This is a genomic window from Streptomyces rhizoryzae, assembly GCF_023155275.1.
GTDB lineage: Bacteria > Actinomycetota > Actinomycetes > Streptomycetales > Streptomycetaceae > Streptomyces > Streptomyces rhizoryzae.
In genome coordinates, this window is record NZ_JALMUV010000025.1 from 64,999 (window position 1) to 81,614 (window position 16,616).

Genomic DNA, 16,616 nt, shown 5'->3' on the forward strand with positions numbered 1-16,616 from the left:
AGCCTGTACACCCCCTGCGGTCCGGGTGGAGCGGCGAGAACACGGGACGGACGGACGACGGTCGTGCGGTGTGCGGGCGAGCCAGCTCGCTCCCCACCCACTGTGGCACCGGCCACTGACATCGCAATGCCGGTGAGCCAGTTGCCGGACGCCGCCGTGGCAACCGCGCCGGGAACCGGCACCGCGACCGCAGGACGCTTGCGCGGCACCCTAGTTGGGGGTGGTGCGTTCGTCAGCCGGATAGCCGCGCGGTCACTCGATGGAATGGCTTTGGGCAAAGGCGGGCGCCGGATACGGGCGGTTATGGATCAGATACGGCCGGACAGAACGGACCCGGGACGCAACTGAGGCATATGCCACCGAAGTGACATATGCCTCAGGATGCTCATCTCGCCTGCCGCACCGGGGAGTCCGCGCGGGCCGGCGGCGGTGCGCTACGCGCCGGACGCCGCCTTCGCGGCGATGTCGGTGCGGTGCTGGGAGCCGTCCAGCGCGATCCGGCCGACGGCGCGGTAGGCACGCTCGCGGGCGGTGGGCAGATCGTCCCCGGTGGCCGTGACGGACAGCACCCGCCCGCCCGCGCTGAGCACCGCTCCGGACGCGTCGCGCCGGGTGCCGGCGTGCAGCACGTAGGCGTCCGGGGCGTCCTGTGCGGCGACCGCGGCCAGGCCCTCGATCGGGTCGCCGGTGCGCGGGGTGCCCGGGTAGTTGTGGGCGGCGATGACGACGGTGACCGCGGCGCCGTCGCTCCAGCGCAGCGGCGGGACGGCGGCGAGCGTGCCGGTGGCCGCGGCGTGCAGCAGGCCGGCCAGCGGGGTCTTCAGGCGGGCCAGCACGACCTGGGTCTCCGGGTCGCCGAACCGCGCGTTGAACTCGATCACCCGGATCCCGCGGGAGGTGAGCGCCAGGCCCGCGTAGAGCAGCCCGGAGAACGGGGTGCCGCGGCGGCGGAGTTCGTCGACGGTGGGCTGGAGGACGGACTGAAGGACCTCGTCGACGAGCTTGGGGTCGGCCCACGGCAGCGGGCTGTAGGCGCCCATCCCGCCGGTGTTCGGGCCCTGGTCGCCGTCGTAGGCGCGCTTGAAGTCCTGGGCGGGCTGGAGCGGGACGACGGTCTCGCCGTCGGTGACGGCGAACAGCGAGACCTCGGGGCCGTCCAGGAACTCCTCGATCACCACGCGGTCGCAGCCGAGCGCGTGGGCGCGGGCGGCCGCGGCGTCCTCGGTGACCACGACGCCCTTGCCGGCCGCCAGACCGTCGTCCTTGACGACGTAGGGGGCGCCGAAGGCGTCCAGCGCGGCGTCGATCTCCTCGGGGGTGGTGCAGACGTAGCTGCGGGCGGTGGGGACGCCGGCGGCGGCCATCACGTCCTTGGCGAACGCCTTGGAGCCCTCCAGCCGGGCGGCCGGGGCGGACGGCCCGAAGACCGGGATGCCGCGCTCGCGGACCGCGTCCGCGACGCCCGCCACCAGCGGGGCCTCGGGGCCGACGACGACGAGGTCGGCGGCCAGGCGCGCGGCCAGGTCGGCCACCGCGCCGCCGTCGAGGGCGTCGACCTCGTGCAGCTCGGCGACCTCGGCGATGCCGGCGTTGCCGGGGGCGCAGTGCAGCGCGGTGACGTCGGGATCGAGGGACAGGGAGCGGCACAGGGCGTGTTCGCGGGCGCCGCCGCCGATGACGAGGACCTTCACGGGGAGCAGCCTAGACGAACGCACCAAACGGCCGGCCGCCGGGCGTGCCCCGATCGCACAAAGCCGGGCCCCGGCCCGGAATCCCCCGGGCGCGACCGCCGTCCGCGCGTACCGGGGAACTCTTTCGGGTGAGCTCCGTGCGGGTCCTCTGGCGGATCCGCCACCACTTCCGGGCGGAAACCGGGCGATCTTGGGACAGCGCCCAGCCGTTCGGCGGTAGGAAGGGGGCGGTGCGCGGACCTCTTCCGTAGGCCGCGGGCGCACCGCACGTATCCGCGTACGAGGGAGCGCACGGGTGAGTCAGCCGGAGATGCAGCCCGAGGGGCCCCCTCGGGGCGAGGGCGGGCCCGACCGGGGCCGTGAGCGGCACCCCGACCGCCGGCCGGAGCGGAGCTGGCCGGCCCGCCGGGGCGCCGGGCCGCTGCGGGCCCGCGGCGACCTCCTGGGGCGGGCGTTCCCGCACGGCGACTGGGGCGAGCCGGGCGGCCGGCTGGACGCGCTCTACCTGTGGAGCGAGGAGGGCGCGCTGCGCACCGCCGACTGGTACCTGCGCGACCGGCTGGCCAAGCGGCGGGGGGCGCGGGCGCTGCGGCTGGGCGCGGCGGCCGGGGTGACCGCGGGCGGGGCGCTGCCGCTGCTCGACCTCGCCGGGGTCTGGGCGCACGGGGCGCCGTGGGGGGCGCTGACGCTGCTGCTGGCGGCGGTGTGCGTGGGCTGCGACCGGTACTTCGGGATGACCGCGGGCTGGATGCGGGACCTGGCGACCGCGCAGGCGATCCACCGGCGGGTGGAGGCGCTCCAGTTCGACTGGGCGGCGGAGAGCGTGCGGGAGGTGCTGGGGCCGGCGGAGGGCACCGCGGGCGAGGCGGCGGAGCGCTGCCTCGCCCTGCTGCGGCGGTTCAACGAGGACATCGGGGAGCTGGTGCGGGCGGAGACGGCGGACTGGATGGTGGAGTTCCGGTCCGCGCCGGTGCCGCGGGCCACCCACGCGGTGCTGCCGTGGACGACGCCACGGCAGGAGGGCGGCGGGCACCCCGGGCGGTACCCGCTGCCGCCCGGGACGCGGCCGAACATGCCGCGGCAGCGGCCGCCGGAGGCCCCGCGCTGAACGCCGCCGCGCCCGGCCGGGCCGGACGGCGCACCGGGGCGGGTCCCGGGCGGCCCGGTCCGCCTCAGCTGAAGACGATCATGGAGCCCTGGCCCAGGCTCCGGGTGGCGGCCGCGTGCAGCCCCAGCCAGACGTGCCGCTCCCGGGCGAACGGGCCGTCGTCCAGGGGGGCCGCGGCGGCCCGTTCCTCCAGGGTGGTGGGGCCGGCCGGCGGTGCGGGGGCGGCCGGCGGGTTGGCCGGGTCGATGCCCAGGGCCGGGGCGACCAGTTCGAGGTCCCGCAGCAGCCCGTGCGAGGAGCCCAGCGGGCCGCCGCCGGCCAGGAGTTCGTCGGTGGCGAGCGGGTGCGGGAAGTCGACCGGGACGTACGCGCCCGCGTGGTCGTAGTGCCAGACCAGGTGGGACTGCTGGGCGGTGGACTCGAACATCTCCAGCAACTGCTCGTAGTCGCCGCCCAGTTCGTCGACCGGGGTCACCTCCAGGCCGCACAGCCGCAGCAGGTAGGCGCGGCGCAGGAAGTGCAGCGCGTCGTAGTCGAAGCCGGCGACCGGCGCCACGTCGCCGGACAGGCCCGGCATGTAGGAGAAGACCGGGATCTCCGGCAGGCCCGCACCGGCCAGGGCCTCGTTGTAGGCGGCGATCTCTTCGGAGAAGGGGTTGTCGGGGCTGTGGCACAGCACATCGACGAGGGGTACCAGCCACAGGTCACATGCCACGGGTGAGGGCTCGCTTCCGGTCGGGGACGAAGGGCACCGGCGCACGTACAGCCACGGGTACGGCCCATTACGGCCGATGGTCGGGACAGCGTAGTGCTAGCGGGCCGTTCCGACGAGAGCCAGGGAGTGCTCGGTGTAGTCGGCGATCAGCCGCTGGGCGTCCGGCAGGTCGTGCCGCAGCAGGGCGTCGGCCAGTGCGCCGTGGCCGTGCCAGAGGCGCTCGCGCAGGTGCGGGGCGCCGCGCAGCAGCGGTACCGCGTACATCCAGGTCTGGACGCGCAGCCGGTCCAGGAAGTCGCTGATGTAGGGGTTGCGCACGATGCCGCTCAGCTCGCGCCAGAACCGCAGGTCGTAGCCGATCAGCACGTCGAGGTCGCCGGCCCGGGCGGCGCGTTCGGCCTCCTCGGCGCGGCGGCGGACGGAGATCAGCACCTCGGCGGGGGTGGCCAGCAGGGCCCGTTCGGCGTCGCTGCGGAAGATGCCCTCGATGACCAGGGTGCGGGCCTCGACCATGGCGCGGAAGTCGTCGGCGGTGAAGGCGTGGACCTTGAAGCCGCGGTGCTGCTCGACGTCGAGCAGACCCTGGGCGCACAGGTCGAGCAGCGCCTCGCGCACCGGCGTCGCGGAGACGCCGTACTGGTCGGCGATCTCCTTGACGGTGAAGGGGTGGCCGGACGGCAGCCGGCCGGCCAGGATCTCGTCGCGCAGGGCGTCGGCGATCTGCTCGCGCAGGGTGCTGCGCCGTATGACGGAGCTGTCCGGGCCGGGGGCCATCCGGTGCGTCTCCTTCCGCGTCCATGACCGCGGGGTGAGCGGCTCCGGGACAGCCTAGGGGGTGTCCGCGACGTCGCGTCGTTCGCCCGGAGGGCGGCCGGGACCTTGCGGACACCCCCTGGGCGAGGCGGCCGCCGCGGATTCCCGGGAATCCGCGGCGGCCGCCCCCGTTTCCCGTGGAACCACGCGGCGGGCGCGGGGCCGGGCGGCTCAGACGGTGTGCGCGTCCGCGGCCGCCAGGGCCTCGTCCAGGGCGGCCAGGCCCTCCTTGGCCTCGGCCTCGGTGACCGTGCAGGGCGGGACGACGTGGGTGCGGTTCATGTTCACGAACGGCCACAGGCCGCCGCGCTTGCAGGCCGCGGCGAACTCGGCCATGGGGGCGTTGTCGGCACCCGCGGCGTTGTAGGGCACCAGCGGCTCGCGGGTCTCCTTGCTGCGGACCAGGTCCAGCGCCCAGAAGACGCCCAGGCCGCGGACCTCGCCGACCGAGGGGTGCCGCTCGGCGATCTCGCGCAGCCCCGGGCCGATGACCTTCTCGCCGATCTCCGCGGCGTTCTCCACGATGCGCTCCTCGGCCATCGCGTTGAGCGTCGCGACGGCGGAGGCGCAGGCCAGCGGGTGGCCGGAGTAGGTCAGGCCGCCCGGGTAGGGCCGCTGGTCGAAGGTGGCGGCGATCTCCGCGCTGATCGCCACGCCGCCGAGCGGGACGTAGCCGGAGTTGACGCCCTTGGCGAAGGTCAGCAGGTCGGGGGTGACGCCGAAGTGGTCGGCGGCGAACCAGCGGCCGGTGCGGCCGAAGCCCGCCATCACCTCGTCCAGGATGAAGACGATGCCGTAGCGGTCGCACAGCGCGCGGACGCCGGCGAGGTAGCCGGGCGGCGGGACCATGATGCCGGCGGTGCCGGGGACGGTCTCCAGGATGATCGCGGCGACCGTCCCGGGGCCCTCGAAGGCGAGGGTCTGCTCCAGGTGGGCCAGGGCGCGCTCGCACTCCTGGGCCTCGTTCTCGGCGTGGAACGGCGAGCGGTACAGGAACGGGCCCCAGAAGTGGACGACGCCGGCGGCGCCGGTGTCGGAGGGCCAGCGGCGCGGGTCGCCGGTGAGGTTGATCGCGGCGGCGGTGGCGCCGTGGTACGAGCGGTAGGTGGAGAGGACCTTGTGGCGGCCGGTGTGCAGCCGGGCCATCCGGACGGCGTTCTCCACCGCCTCGGCGCCGCCATTGGTGAAGAAGATCTTGTCGAGGTCGCCGGGGGTGCGCTCGGCGATCAGCCGGGCGGCCTCGGAGCGGACGTCGACCGCGAAGCCCGGGGCGAGCGTGCAGAGCTTGCCGGCCTGCTCCTGGACGGCCGCGACGACCTTGGGGTGCTGGTGGCCGATGTTGGTGTTGACCAGCTGGGAGGCGAAGTCGAGGTAGCGGTTGCCGTCGTAGTCCCAGAAGTACGAGCCCTCGGCCCCGGCCACCGGCAGCGGGTCGATCAGGCCCTGGGCGGACCAGGAGTGGAAGACGTGCGCACGGTCAGCGGCCTTCACGGCGGCGCCGGCGGCGGGGTCGGGGTGCGTGGTCACGGTCAGTACCTCGGATCGGGTCGCTCGGTTCCGCCGCCGGACAGGGCGGCGGACGGCTCCCAGCCTAAGGATGACGGTCCGTCGGCGGGTACCGACACTGTGTATGGCGCTCACCACGGGCGCGGACAGTATGTCTACGGTCCTGGAGGAAACTCCAGGGATGCCCGGGGGTGAGGGGTACGGCCCCCGGGCTCCGTCAGGATCCGCGGCGCGCGGGGCGCGGGGCGCCCGGCACCGCGGTCAGGCCGCCGCGGCGGTGGGGAAGGCGGTGCGCACCGCCCCGCGCGGGTGGTTGGCGTAGAGGTGCGGGCGCAGCGCCGACAGCCCGCCGCAGTACTTGGTGAAGTCGGCCGCGTGGAGGCCGTGGCTGGCCAGCAGGCGGTCGGCCTCGGTCAGCCGGCCGCAGGTCTTGGTCTCGACGAGCACCAGCCCGCCGTCGGCGCGCACCGTGCGGCCGGTCTCCAGATCGCGGCAGACCAGCCCGATGTCGCAGGTCACCCGCTGGCCGTCGGCGACGAAGGTGGCGCGGGTGTACTCGGTCTCCAGGGCCCGGCCGAGGTCGGCGGGGGCCTGGATGCCGTAGCTGCGGTCGAGGACGGCGTCGAGGAAGTCGCGCGGCGCCTCGCCGAGGGCCGGGTCGCCGGGCATCAGCGGCTGCCGGTGCTTGACCGTGCGGCCGTGCTGCCCCTTGAGCTTGACCTCCAGCTGGCGCTCGCCGGTGTCCGCGTAGAGCCGCTCGCGGACCCGGAAGCGGAGCCGGCCGTGCTGCCGGTGGTCGTGGAAGGAACGCAGGTCGGGGGTGTCGTAGTGGACGGAGCGGTAGCGGAACCAGCGGCGGCCGTTGATGCACAGCGCGGCGAACGGGCCGCCGGGGCGGCGGCGGTCGGTGAGCTCGGCGGCGAAGGCGGTGAAGACCTCGGCCGGGACGAGGTAGGTGGAGCTGTAGCGGGCGAGGAGCTCGGCGCGGGCCTGCACCTCGGACAGCGGGACGGGGCGGGCGGCCATGGCGGCGCGCGCGAGGGCTCGTACGGCGGGTGTCACACGGTCTCCTTGCGGAAAGGGGGACGGGGGATCGTGCGGGTCCTGTCGTCGCTCGTGCGGTTTTTCTCCTTTCTTTACGATCCATAACCGCGGAAAGTTCCAGCACGCGGAATCAGCCATCCACCCCGTCACTTTCCGGCCTCCGGCGGGGGGTTGACGGCCCCTCACCTCACCTGCCCGTCCGCCCGCCGGGGGCGCGGCCGCCCGCCGGGAGCCGCGGCGCACCGGCCCGCCGTACGCGCCCGAGGCTTGGCCGAATACCACCCGCCGCGGCCGCCCGGACCGCCTCGGTATCCTCACCGCGGACAAGCGGCCGCTCCCTGGGGCGGGGCCGAAGCCGGGCAAGGGGGCGGCGGGACATGACACAGCCTGGACGGACGGGGCGGCAGGGGCCGGCGGGGCGGGCCGGCGCGCTGCGCCCGCTCGATGCCCACGACCCCCGGCGGATCGGCGACTACCGCCTGCTGGGGCGGCTCGGCGAGGGCGGTATGGGGCGGGTCTTCCTCGCCCGTTCGGACCGCGGCCGGACCGTCGCCGTCAAACTGGTGCGCACGGAACTGGCCGACCAGGAGGAGTTCCGGGCCCGCTTCCGCCGCGAGGTGCGGGCCGCCCGCACGGTCGGCGGCGAGTGGACCGCCCCGGTCCTGGACGCCGACACCGAGGCCGCCACCCCGTGGGTGGCCACCGGCTACATCGCCGGGCCCTCCCTCCAGCAGGTCGTCGGCGGCGGCGGCCCGCTGCCGGAGCGCACGGTGCGGATCCTGGCCGCCGGGCTGGCCCGCGCGCTGCGCTGCGTGCACGCCGCCGGCATCGTCCACCGCGACCTCAAGCCCTCCAACGTCCTGCTGACCCTGGACGGCCCGCGGGTCATCGACTTCGGCATCGCACGCGCCCTGGAGGGGATGGCCGGCGGCGGCGTGACGCATACCGGGACGGCGGTCGGCTCCCCCGGTTTCATGGCGCCCGAGCAGGTCCGCGGCGAGCCGATCACCCCGGCCTGCGACGTGTTCTGCCTGGGGTCGGTGCTGGTGTACGCGGCGACCGGCCGGCAGCCGTTCGGCTCCGCGACGACCCTGCCGCACGCGATGATGTACCGCATCGCCGAGGAGCAGCCGGACCTGACCGGGCTCCCCGAGGGGCTGACCGGTCTGGTGGCCGCCTGTCTGGCGAAGGACCCGGCCCACCGCCCCGCGCCGGAGGACGTGGTGGCACTGGCGGAGCGGGGGCTGCCCGCCGGGGCGGCCGAGGACGAACCGTGGCTCCCGGGGGCGCTGGTGGCCCGCCTGGGGCGGCACGCCGTGGAGCTGCTGGAGGCGGAGGACCCGCACGACGGCGGCGCGGCGCCGGCCGCGCCCACCGCCGTCCCGTACCCGGGCGCCGCTGCCGCCGCGGTCCCGGCCGACGCGTCGTCCGCCACCGCGGCACCCGCCGCGGCGGCCCCGGCACCGGCCCCCGCGCGCCGCCGCCGCACCGCCCGGACGCTGCTGGCCGGCGCCGCGCTGGCGCTGGCCGGGGCGGGCGCGGTCACCGCGTACGTGCTGCTCCCCGGCGGGCCCGGCAACGCCTCCGCCACCGACCGGCCCACCGCCCCGGCCCGGCCCGCCGGGGACGGCATCCCGGCCGGCTACCTGGGCGTCTGGTCGACCACGGTGGGCGACTCGGCGGCGGACGTCCGCCGCTTCACCCTCGTCCAGGGGAAGCCCGGGCAGACCGTGCTCCGGATGCAGGCCACCGGCCCCACCTACGACTGCCGGTTCACCGCCACCCTGGAGAGCGCCGGGCCGCCCGTCCGCCTCGGCCCGTCCACCGTGGTGTCCGGACCGCCCGACACCTGCCGCCCCGGTTCCCCGAGCACCCTGGAGCTGGTGGCGGGCGGGCTGCGGCGCACCTTCGACGACGCGGGCGGCAAGGCACCGCTGCTGTACACCCGGGCGAAGTGACCCGCCCCCACGGGAACGGGGTGGGGGGGGGGGGGGGCGGGCCCCCCCCCCCACCCCGGACGGCTCGCCGGCCCGGTGGCCGGCCGCTCCCCTTACGACAGGAACGAGTTGATCTCGATCGTCTCGTCGCGGCCGGGGCCGACGCCGATCGCCGAGATCGGGGCGCCGGACATCTCCTCCAGCGCCTTGACGTACGCCTGGGCGTTCTTCGGCAGGTCGGAGAAGGTCTTGGCCTGCGTGATGTCCTCGGACCAGCCCGGCAGCATCTCGTAGACCGGCTTCGCGTGGTGGAAGTCGGTCTGGCTGTAGGGCAGCTCCTCGACGCGCTTGCCGTCGATCTCGTAGGCCACGCAGACCGGGATCTGCTCCCAGCCGGTGAGCACGTCGAGCTTGGTGAGGAAGAAGTCGGTCAGGCCGTTGACGCGGGTGGCGTAGCGGGCGATCACCGCGTCGAACCAGCCGCAGCGGCGGTCCCGGCCGGTGGTCACGCCGCGCTCGCCGCCGATCCGCCGCAGCGCCTCGCCGTCCTCGTCGAACAGCTCGGTCGGGAACGGGCCGGCGCCCACGCGGGTGGTGTACGCCTTGAGGATGCCGATGACCCGGCTGATCTTCGTGGGGCCGACGCCGGCGCCGGTGCAGGCACCGCCGGCGGTCGGGTTCGAGGAGGTGACGAAGGGGTACGTGCCGTGGTCGATGTCGAGCAGGGTGCCCTGCCCGCCCTCGAAGAGCACGACCTTCTCCGCGTCCAGCGCGTCGTTGAGGATCAGGGTGGTGTCGGCGACGTAGCCCTTGATCTTGTCGGCGTAGCCCAGCAGCTCCTCGACGACCTGCCCGGCCTCGATGGCGCGGCGGTTGTAGAGCTTGGTCAGCAGCTGGTTCTTGACGTCGAGGGCCGCCTCCACCTTCTGGATCAGGATCGACTCGTCGTAGAGGTCCTGGACCCGGATGCCGGTGCGGTTGATCTTGTCGGCGTAGGTCGGGCCGATGCCGCGGCCGGTGGTGCCGATCTTCCGCTTGCCGAGGAAGCGTTCCGTCACCTTGTCGACGGTGATGTTGTACGGCGTGATCAGATGCGCGTTACCGCTGATCAGCAGCTTGGACGTGTCGACGCCGCGCTCGTTGAGTCCGCTCAGCTCGGAGAGCAGGACCGCCGGGTCCACGACGACACCGTTGCCGATGACCGGGGTGCACCCCGGCGAGAGGATTCCGGAAGGGAGGAGGTGGAGTGCGTACTTCTGGTCGCCGACGACGACCGTGTGGCCGGCGTTGTTGCCGCCCTGGTAGCGCACCACGTAGTCCACGGACCCACCGAGCAGATCGGTGGCCTTTCCCTTGCCTTCATCACCCCACTGAGCACCGAGCAGCACAAGTGCGGGCACAGGCGTACACCCCTTCCGGGCGGGGCATGTCCAACGTGCGTGGACGGCGTCGCGTCGCGTGTCGCACACGGACGTCGCCGCCGGAGCCGTCGGACCGGTGCCCCGGAATAGACGAAGCCCCTGGCGCAATAGCGCAAGGGGCTCTTGCACCGAGATGCTACCTGAGGAAGGACCGAGGTGTCGGCGCAGTCTTCTGGGCACTCTCCCGCGGACTCCGTCCGGGGGTGCCCCCTGCTCGTGGTCATCGACCCGGTAGCCCGCAGGACGGACGGCGAGTCCGTACGGATCGCGAAGGACGTCCTGTGCGCGGGCGCGGGGGCGAAGATCTGCCTTCCCGAGGGGCCCGCGGAGTTCGACCGGGCGCTGGCCCGGCGGGGCCGCCGGCGGCCGGTGCTGGTCGGCGACGACCGGGCGCTGCTGCGGGCGGTGGAGCTGCTCCACAAGGAGCGGGAGCTGTCCGGTGTGCCGCTGGCCCTGGTGCCGGTGGGGCCGCCGGAGGCGGTGGCGCTGAGCCGGACGCTGGGCGTCCCCACGAGCGCGGTGGCCGCCGCGCGGGCCGTCCTGGACGGCGGGGAGCGCCCGATGGACCTGCTCACCGACGACAGCGACGGCATCGTGCTGGGCGGCCTGCGGATCCCCTGCGGCGACGGGGACGGGCCGCTGCCCGCCTACGGGCCGTACGGGCCGCTCGGGGCCCTGGAGGGGCGCGGCGGGGCCGCCGTCCCCGGGGCGGTGGCGGCGGCCGGGGCCTTGGGGACGGCGGCGGCCGGGGGCGGGCCCGGGGGTGCGGGCGGCGCGGCGGGGCCGGTGGCCGGACCGCGGCACTGGTGGGAGCCGGCGGCGCGGACCGCCCGGACGGCGCTGTCCCTGCTGGCGGCGCCGGCGGCCGGGCGCCGGGGCGCGGTCCGGCCCGGTGCCGCGGGGGCCGGCGGGCGGCGGGTGCCGGCGCAGCGGCTGCGGCTGCGGGTGGAGGCCGACGGGGCGCTGCTGGCGGATCTGGACCGGCCGGTGCGCGGGGTGTCGGTGATACCCGGCGCACCGGACGGCGGCCCGGCCGGCGCCGGCCCGGCGGGGCTGCCGGGCGGACTGGCCGAGGTGGTCGTGCACTGGGCCGGTGAGGAGCGGCCGGTGCGGACCCGGGCGCGGGCGGTGACGGTCTCCGGGGCGGACTTCCACTACCGGGCGGACGCGCTGGTCGGCGGGCCGGTGCGGACCCGGACGTGGACGGTGCAGCCGGGCGCCTGGCGGCTCCTGCTGCCGCGGCAGGGCTGAGCGGACGCACGCCGCGGCACTGTCCACAGGCTGTGGACAGTGCCGCGGACGGCGGTGCCGCCGGGTCAGCCGCCCGGGGTCACCAGCCGCGCCTCGTAGGCGAAGACCGCCGCCTGGGTGCGGTCGCGCAGCCCGAGCTTCACCAGGATCCGGCTGACGTGCGTCTTCACCGTCGACTCGGCGACGACCAGATGCGCGGCGATCTCCCCGTTGGACAGCCCCTGCGCCACCAGCACCAGGACCTCGGTCTCCCGCTCGGTCAGCTCGCCGATCCGCTCCTGGGCCGGGGCGCGCGGCGAGCCCAGCCGGGAGAACTCGTTGATCAGCCGCTTGGTCACGGTCGGGGCGAGCAGCGCCTCGCCGGCCGCGACGATCCGCACGCCCTCGGCGAGCTGGCCGGCCGAGGCGTCCTTGAGCAGGAAGCCGCTGGCCCCGGCGCGCAGCGCCTGGTAGACGTACTCGTCCAGGTCGAAGGTGGTCAGCACCAGCACCTTGGCGTCCGCGTCGGCGGCGACGATCTCGCGGGTCGCCTCCAGACCGTTCATCTCCGGCATCCGGATGTCCATCAGGACCACGTCCGGCTTGAGGAGCGCGACCTTCCGCACCGCCTGCCGGCCGTCGACGGCCTCCCCGACGACCTCGATGTCCGGCATCGCGTTGAGCAGTACGGAGAAGCCCTCGCGGACCATCACCTGGTCGTCGACGATCAGTACCCGGATCATGCCCTGCTCCCGCCCGGCGCGGCCTCGCCCGCCGTGTTCGCCACCGGCAGGAAGGCCGCGACCTCGAAGCCGCCCTCCTCGGTGTGGTCCGCCGTCATCTCCCCGCCCAGCATCTGCACCCGCTCCCGCATGCCCAGCAGCCCGTGGCCGGCGCCCGGCGAGGGCTTGGCGAGCCGGCTGGGGGCGCCGTTGACGATCCGCAGCCCGATCCCGCCCAGGACGTAGGAGATCTCCACCCGGGCGTCCGCGCCCGGCGAGTGGCGCAGCGCGTTGCTCAGCGCCTCCTGCACGATCCGGTACGCCGACAGCTCCACGCCCGGCGGCAGCGGCCGGACGCTGCCGGTGATCACCGCCTCGACCGGCAGCCCGGCGCCGCGGACGCTGTCCAGCAGCCCGTCCAGGCTGGCCAGCGTCGGCTGCGGGGCCTCCGGGTCGCGCTCGGCGAACGCGTCGGGGTCCTCGGAGCGGACCACGCCCAGGATGCGGCGGAGTTCGGTGAGCGCGGCGACGGCGTTCTCCCGGATGGTGGCGAACGAGGTGGCCAGCTCGGGCGGCGGGTCGGCGACCCGGTACGGCGCGGCCTCGGCCTGGATGGCGATCACCGACATGTGGTGCGCCACGACGTCGTGCAGCTCCCGCGCGATCAGCGCGCGCTCCTCCAGCAGCGTGCGGCGGGACCGCTCCTCGGCGGTCACGCTGCGGGTCTCGACGACCTGCCGGCGCTCCTCCCGCCAGGCCCGGACCGCGGCCGCGGCGACCAGCAGCACCCCGGTGAAGAACGCCAGCGGCGCGAGGTCGCCGGTCGCGCCGCCGCCGGCGAGCACCGACAGCACCGCGCCCGCCCCGAAGGTGACCAGCCACATCTCCGCCGCCAGCCGCGGCCGGGTGCGCAGCACCACCAGCAGCATCACGGCCAGGTGGGCGGCGAAGGTGCTCTCCCACAGGGTGGAGTAGCCCATGAGGAGGCGGTTGACCACCGCCCCGGCGAAGAGCGCCAGCAGCGACAGCCAGAAGGCACCCACCGGCCGGAACAGCACCAGCGCCACCGGCACCGCGTACAGCAGCGCCAGGGTGCCCTCGAACACCTGGCGGGGCGCGCCGGCACCGTAGCCGCCGGAGACGGCCGCCAGGAAGACGCAGACCGCGAGGAAGGCGACGGCCGTGTGCGGGAGCCAGCGGGCCCACCGCCGGGCCCGGGCCGGCATCCCCGGCAGCCACCGGGTGAGCTTGGCGTCGGCCAGCGGTGGCAGCGGACGGAGGGCGAAGGCGCCGGCGAACAGGTCCTGGCGCAGGGTGTGCAGCGCGCCGTGGACCATCCGCGCCTCCGAGCGCAGGTGGCTGTGCGTCTGGATGGTCTCGTTCACGTACCCCACGGTAAGCAGCCCGGGGCCGTCAGGCGTCCGCTCGGAAGCGGATCTGCGGGGGTCCGTCTCAAGTACTACGCGGCGGGCGGCGCGGTGCCGCCGAGCAGGCCCAGGAAGACGGCGAAGGCGGCGGTGCCGGGCGTGACCGGCGCGTAGTGGCCGGTGCCGGGCAGCTCGCGCAGCGCGGTGCCGGGGTGGGCGGCGGCGTAGCGGCGGGACAGCTCCGGGGGGACGTCGGGGTCGGCGGTGCCGTGCAGGAGCACGACCGGCACCCCGGCGGGCGGGTGGCGCACCGGATCCGCGGCGGCCAGCCGGCCGGCGAACCCGGGCCCGTCCCCGAGCAGCCCGGCCACCGCGCCGCCGCTCAGCCCCAGCGCGTGCGCCCGGGCCAGATCGGCGACCGGCGCCACCGCGACGACCCGGGTCAGCGGCGTACCGGGGCGGGCGGCGGCCAGCAGCGCCAGATGGCCGCCCGCGGAGTGCCCGGCGAGCACCACCGGGCGGGGCGGCGCCGCGGGCCCGGCCGCCCCGGCCGCCGCCGCGACGGCCGCCGGGACGTCCTGGAAGGTCTGCGGCGCGCCGCCGCCCGCGCCGACCCTGCGGTACTCGGCGAGCGCCACGGTCAGCCCGCGCCGGGCCAGCTCCGCCGCGCACGGCGAGAGATGGCGCCGGTCGTACGCGGCCCGCCAGAAGCCGCCGTGCAGCAGGACGACGAGCGGACCGGTGCCCGGCCACGGCCCGTAGACGTCCACGACCTGGTCCGGGTGCGGGCCGTACGCCAGCGTCCGGTCCGGGGCCACCGGGGCGAGCCCCAGCAGCGCCGCCTCCTCGTCCGCCGCCGCGCTCACCCCGCGCCGCCGCCCGGCACGCCGGGGTCCGCCGCCGCGGGGTCCGCGGCGGGGCCGGGGTCCGCCGCCCGGTCCCGCAGCACCTCACCGAGCACCCACGCCGCCCGCTCGGCGTCCGCGAACGAGGTGTAGAGCGGGGTGAAGCCGAAGCGCAGCACGTCCGGCGGGCGGTAGTCGCCGACCACCCCGCGCCGGATCAGCTCCGCCATCACCTCGCCGGCCCCCGGGCACGCCAGCGAGACCTGGCTGCCGCGCCGCCGGTGGTCGGCCGGGGTGACCGAGCGGACCCGCCCGGCCGGCACGTACGCGGCCACGCACGCGAGGAAGAAGTCGGTCAGCGCCAGGCTCTTGGCCCGCACCTCCTCGATGGCGACGCCCTCCCACGCCTCCAGCGCCGCCTCCAGCGCCAGCATCGAGAGGATGTCGGGGGTGCCGACCCGGCCGCGCAGGATGCCGTCGGCCGGGGTGTAGCCCGGCGCCATCCCGAACGGGTCGCTGTGCGAGTTCCAGCCCGGCAGCGGCGACTCGAACCGCTCCTGGAGACTCCGCCGGATGTAGAGGTACGCGGGCGCGCCCGGACCGCCGTTGAGGTACTTGTACGTGCAGCCCACCGCGAGGTCCGCACCGCACGCGTCCAGCGCGACCGGCAGCGCGCCCGCGCTGTGGCACAGGTCCCACACCGCCAGCGCGCCCGCGGTGTGCAGCGCGGCGGTGATCGAGGCCATGTCGTTCAGTTCGCCGGTGCGGTAGTCGACGTGGTTGACCAGCGCCAGCGCGGTCCGCTCGGTCACCTCGTCGGCGATCCGCGCGGGCTCGACCGGCCGCACCGCCAGCCCGGCCATCCGGGCCGCGGACCGGGCGACGTAGCCGTCGGTGGGGAAGGTCGTGGCGTCGACCAGGATCTCGGTGGTGCCCTTCCCGGCCATCCGGATCGCGCCGGTCACCGCCTTGAAGACGTTGACGCTGGTGGAGTCGCCGACCACCACCTGGCCGGGGGCCGCGCCGAGCAGCGGGGCGATCTTCTCGCCGATCCGCTCCGGCGCCGTCCACCAGCCGGCCTCCGTCCAGGACCGGATGCGCAGTTCGCCCCACTCGCGGCCGATCACCTCGGCGATCCGGCCGGGCACCGACCGGGGCAGCGCGCCCAGGGAGTTGCCGTCGAGGTAGACGGTGTCGTCGTCCAGGACGAACCGCTCGCGGGTCGCGGTGAGCGGTCCGGCCGCGTCCAGCTCCGCCGCGCGGGCCGCCTCGGTGCGCGCCCCGGGGCCGGCCGGGCCGGGGCTCTGCGGGGTCTCGGGGCGCTCAGACATGGCTGCGCGCCGTCCACAGCTCGGGGAAGACGTTCTTGCGGGCCCGCTTCTCCAGCCAGGCCACCCCCGCCGATCCGGCGGTGCCCATCTTCGCGCCCATCGCCCGCCGGGTCGCCACCAGGTGGTCGTTGCGCCAGCGCCAGACCAGCTCCGCGACGTCCGTCAACAGCTCGGCCAGCCGGACCAGTTCGCCGTCCTGCGGCCCGGCGAGGATCGCCGCCCAGACCTCCTCGACGGCCGGGTCCGGCTCGTACCGCCCGGCCGGGTCGCGGTGCAGCACCGCCTCCGGTACGGGGTGGCCGCGGCGGGCCAGCAGGCGCAGCACCTCGTCGTACAGGCTCGGTTCGTGCAGCGCCTTCTCCAGGGCGGCGTGGTCCTCCGGGGAGCCGCGGTGCGGCACCAGCATCGACGCGGACTTCTCACCGAGCAGGAACTCCAGCCGCCGGTACATCGCGGACTGGAAGCCGCTGCCCTCACCGAGCGCGCCGCGGTAGGCGTTGAACTGCGCGGGCGTCAGCCGGGCCAGCGGCCGCCAGGCGGCGTTCAGCGCCTGGAGCTCCCACGTGGAGCGGCGCAGCGCGTCCATCGCGACCGGCAGGTCGTCCCGGCGCAGCGCCTCGGAGGCGGTGTGCCACTCGTGCACGATGACGGTGAACCACAGCTCCATCACCTGGGTGGTCACCAGGAAGACCATCTCGCCCGGATCGTCGGACTGGAGCTGCTGGAGGTGGGTGAGGACGCTCGCGCGGACGTAGTCCTCGTACGGGGTGGTGGAGCCGGCACCGATACCGAGGTCGGGGCCGAACGGCGGCTCCGCCTCGGGGGACGCGGCGGCCGGGGCGCGGTCCGCGGGGTCGGTGGGAGACGGCTGCGACATGAGGGACTC

At 75.6% G+C, this 16,616-nt stretch carries 14 protein-coding genes; 3 read left to right on the plus strand and 11 right to left on the minus strand.

All coding sequences use genetic code 11. From position 1 onward, the window contains the following. Nucleotides 1-434: 434 nt before the first annotated feature. Nucleotides 435-1,691: a phosphoribosylamine--glycine ligase gene (purD, locus tag MUU72_RS20425; protein WP_248014767.1), complete on the minus strand. Its 1,257-nt coding sequence runs from the start codon at nt 1,689-1,691 to the stop codon at nt 435-437. A gap of 295 nt (nt 1,692-1,986) precedes the next feature. Between purD and MUU72_RS20430 the strand changes: the two genes are divergently transcribed. Then, entirely contained in the window at nt 1,987-2,799 is an 813-nt protein-coding gene (locus MUU72_RS20430; protein WP_248014768.1) for an SLATT domain-containing protein, read from the plus strand. Between the two features lie 64 nt (nt 2,800-2,863). On the opposite strand, the gene MUU72_RS20435 is transcribed toward MUU72_RS20430, so the two are convergent. The 4 genes from MUU72_RS20435 to MUU72_RS20450 form a co-directional block, all read right to left on the minus strand. Continuing rightward, the gene (locus MUU72_RS20435) at nt 2,864-3,514 is read right to left on the minus strand and encodes a putative DNA-mimic protein (RefSeq protein WP_248014769.1); all 651 of its coding nucleotides are present in this window, start codon (nt 3,512-3,514) and stop codon (nt 2,864-2,866) included. Nucleotides 3,515-3,610: 96 nt separating this feature from the next. Next, entirely contained in the window at nt 3,611-4,288 is a 678-nt protein-coding gene (locus MUU72_RS20440; RefSeq protein WP_248014770.1) for a GntR family transcriptional regulator, read from the minus strand. A 210-nt stretch (nt 4,289-4,498) separates the two neighbouring features. Next, nucleotides 4,499-5,854: an aspartate aminotransferase family protein gene (locus tag MUU72_RS20445; protein WP_248014771.1), complete on the minus strand. Its 1,356-nt coding sequence runs from the start codon at nt 5,852-5,854 to the stop codon at nt 4,499-4,501. A 240-nt stretch (nt 5,855-6,094) separates the two neighbouring features. Further along, complete coding sequence (locus tag MUU72_RS20450) at nt 6,095-6,895, minus strand: polyphosphate polymerase domain-containing protein (RefSeq protein WP_248014772.1); 801 nt, start codon at nt 6,893-6,895, stop codon at nt 6,095-6,097. Nucleotides 6,896-7,254: 359 nt separating this feature from the next. Between MUU72_RS20450 and MUU72_RS20455 the strand changes: the two genes are divergently transcribed. Beyond that, the gene (locus MUU72_RS20455; protein ID WP_248014773.1) at nt 7,255-8,835 is read left to right on the plus strand and encodes a serine/threonine-protein kinase; all 1,581 of its coding nucleotides are present in this window, start codon (nt 7,255-7,257) and stop codon (nt 8,833-8,835) included. Nucleotides 8,836-8,927: 92 nt separating this feature from the next. On the opposite strand, the gene MUU72_RS20460 is transcribed toward MUU72_RS20455, so the two are convergent. Beyond that, entirely contained in the window at nt 8,928-10,214 is a 1,287-nt protein-coding gene (locus MUU72_RS20460; protein WP_248014774.1) for an adenylosuccinate synthase, read from the minus strand. Nucleotides 10,215-10,451: 237 nt separating this feature from the next. On the opposite strand from MUU72_RS20460, the gene MUU72_RS20465 reads away from it, so the two are divergent. Continuing rightward, on the plus strand, nt 10,452-11,486 hold the full coding sequence (locus MUU72_RS20465; RefSeq protein WP_248014775.1) for a diacylglycerol kinase catalytic domain-containing protein: 1,035 nt from the start codon (nt 10,452-10,454) through the stop codon (nt 11,484-11,486). Between the two features lie 65 nt (nt 11,487-11,551). Here MUU72_RS20465 and MUU72_RS20470 read toward each other — a convergent pair whose 3' ends face one another. The 5 genes from MUU72_RS20470 to MUU72_RS20490 all read right to left on the minus strand — a co-directional run bounded on the left by MUU72_RS20470 (nt 11,552) and on the right by MUU72_RS20490 (nt 16,607). Further along, nucleotides 11,552-12,208 carry a response regulator gene (locus tag MUU72_RS20470; RefSeq protein ID WP_248014776.1) on the minus strand — a complete coding sequence of 219 codons (657 nt, stop codon included), beginning with the start codon at nt 12,206-12,208 and terminating at the stop codon, nt 11,552-11,554. Then, nucleotides 12,205-13,524, minus strand: coding sequence for a sensor histidine kinase (locus tag MUU72_RS20475; RefSeq protein WP_248014811.1), 1,320 nt, complete (start codon nt 13,522-13,524; stop codon nt 12,205-12,207). Before MUU72_RS20475 ends, MUU72_RS20470 begins: the two co-directional genes overlap by 4 nt. Nucleotides 13,525-13,646: 122 nt before the next feature. Next, nucleotides 13,647-14,420 carry an alpha/beta hydrolase family protein gene (locus tag MUU72_RS20480; protein WP_248014777.1) on the minus strand — a complete coding sequence of 258 codons (774 nt, stop codon included), beginning with the start codon at nt 14,418-14,420 and terminating at the stop codon, nt 13,647-13,649. Continuing rightward, on the minus strand, nt 14,417-15,730 hold the full coding sequence (gene kynU / locus MUU72_RS20485) for a kynureninase (RefSeq protein ID WP_248014778.1): 1,314 nt from the start codon (nt 15,728-15,730) through the stop codon (nt 14,417-14,419). The genes MUU72_RS20480 and kynU overlap by 4 nt, the downstream gene beginning before the upstream one ends. Continuing rightward, the gene (locus MUU72_RS20490; protein WP_248014779.1) at nt 15,723-16,607 is read right to left on the minus strand and encodes a tryptophan 2,3-dioxygenase family protein; all 885 of its coding nucleotides are present in this window, start codon (nt 16,605-16,607) and stop codon (nt 15,723-15,725) included. The genes kynU and MUU72_RS20490 overlap by 8 nt, the downstream gene beginning before the upstream one ends. Between the last annotated feature and the right edge of the window lie 9 nt (nt 16,608-16,616).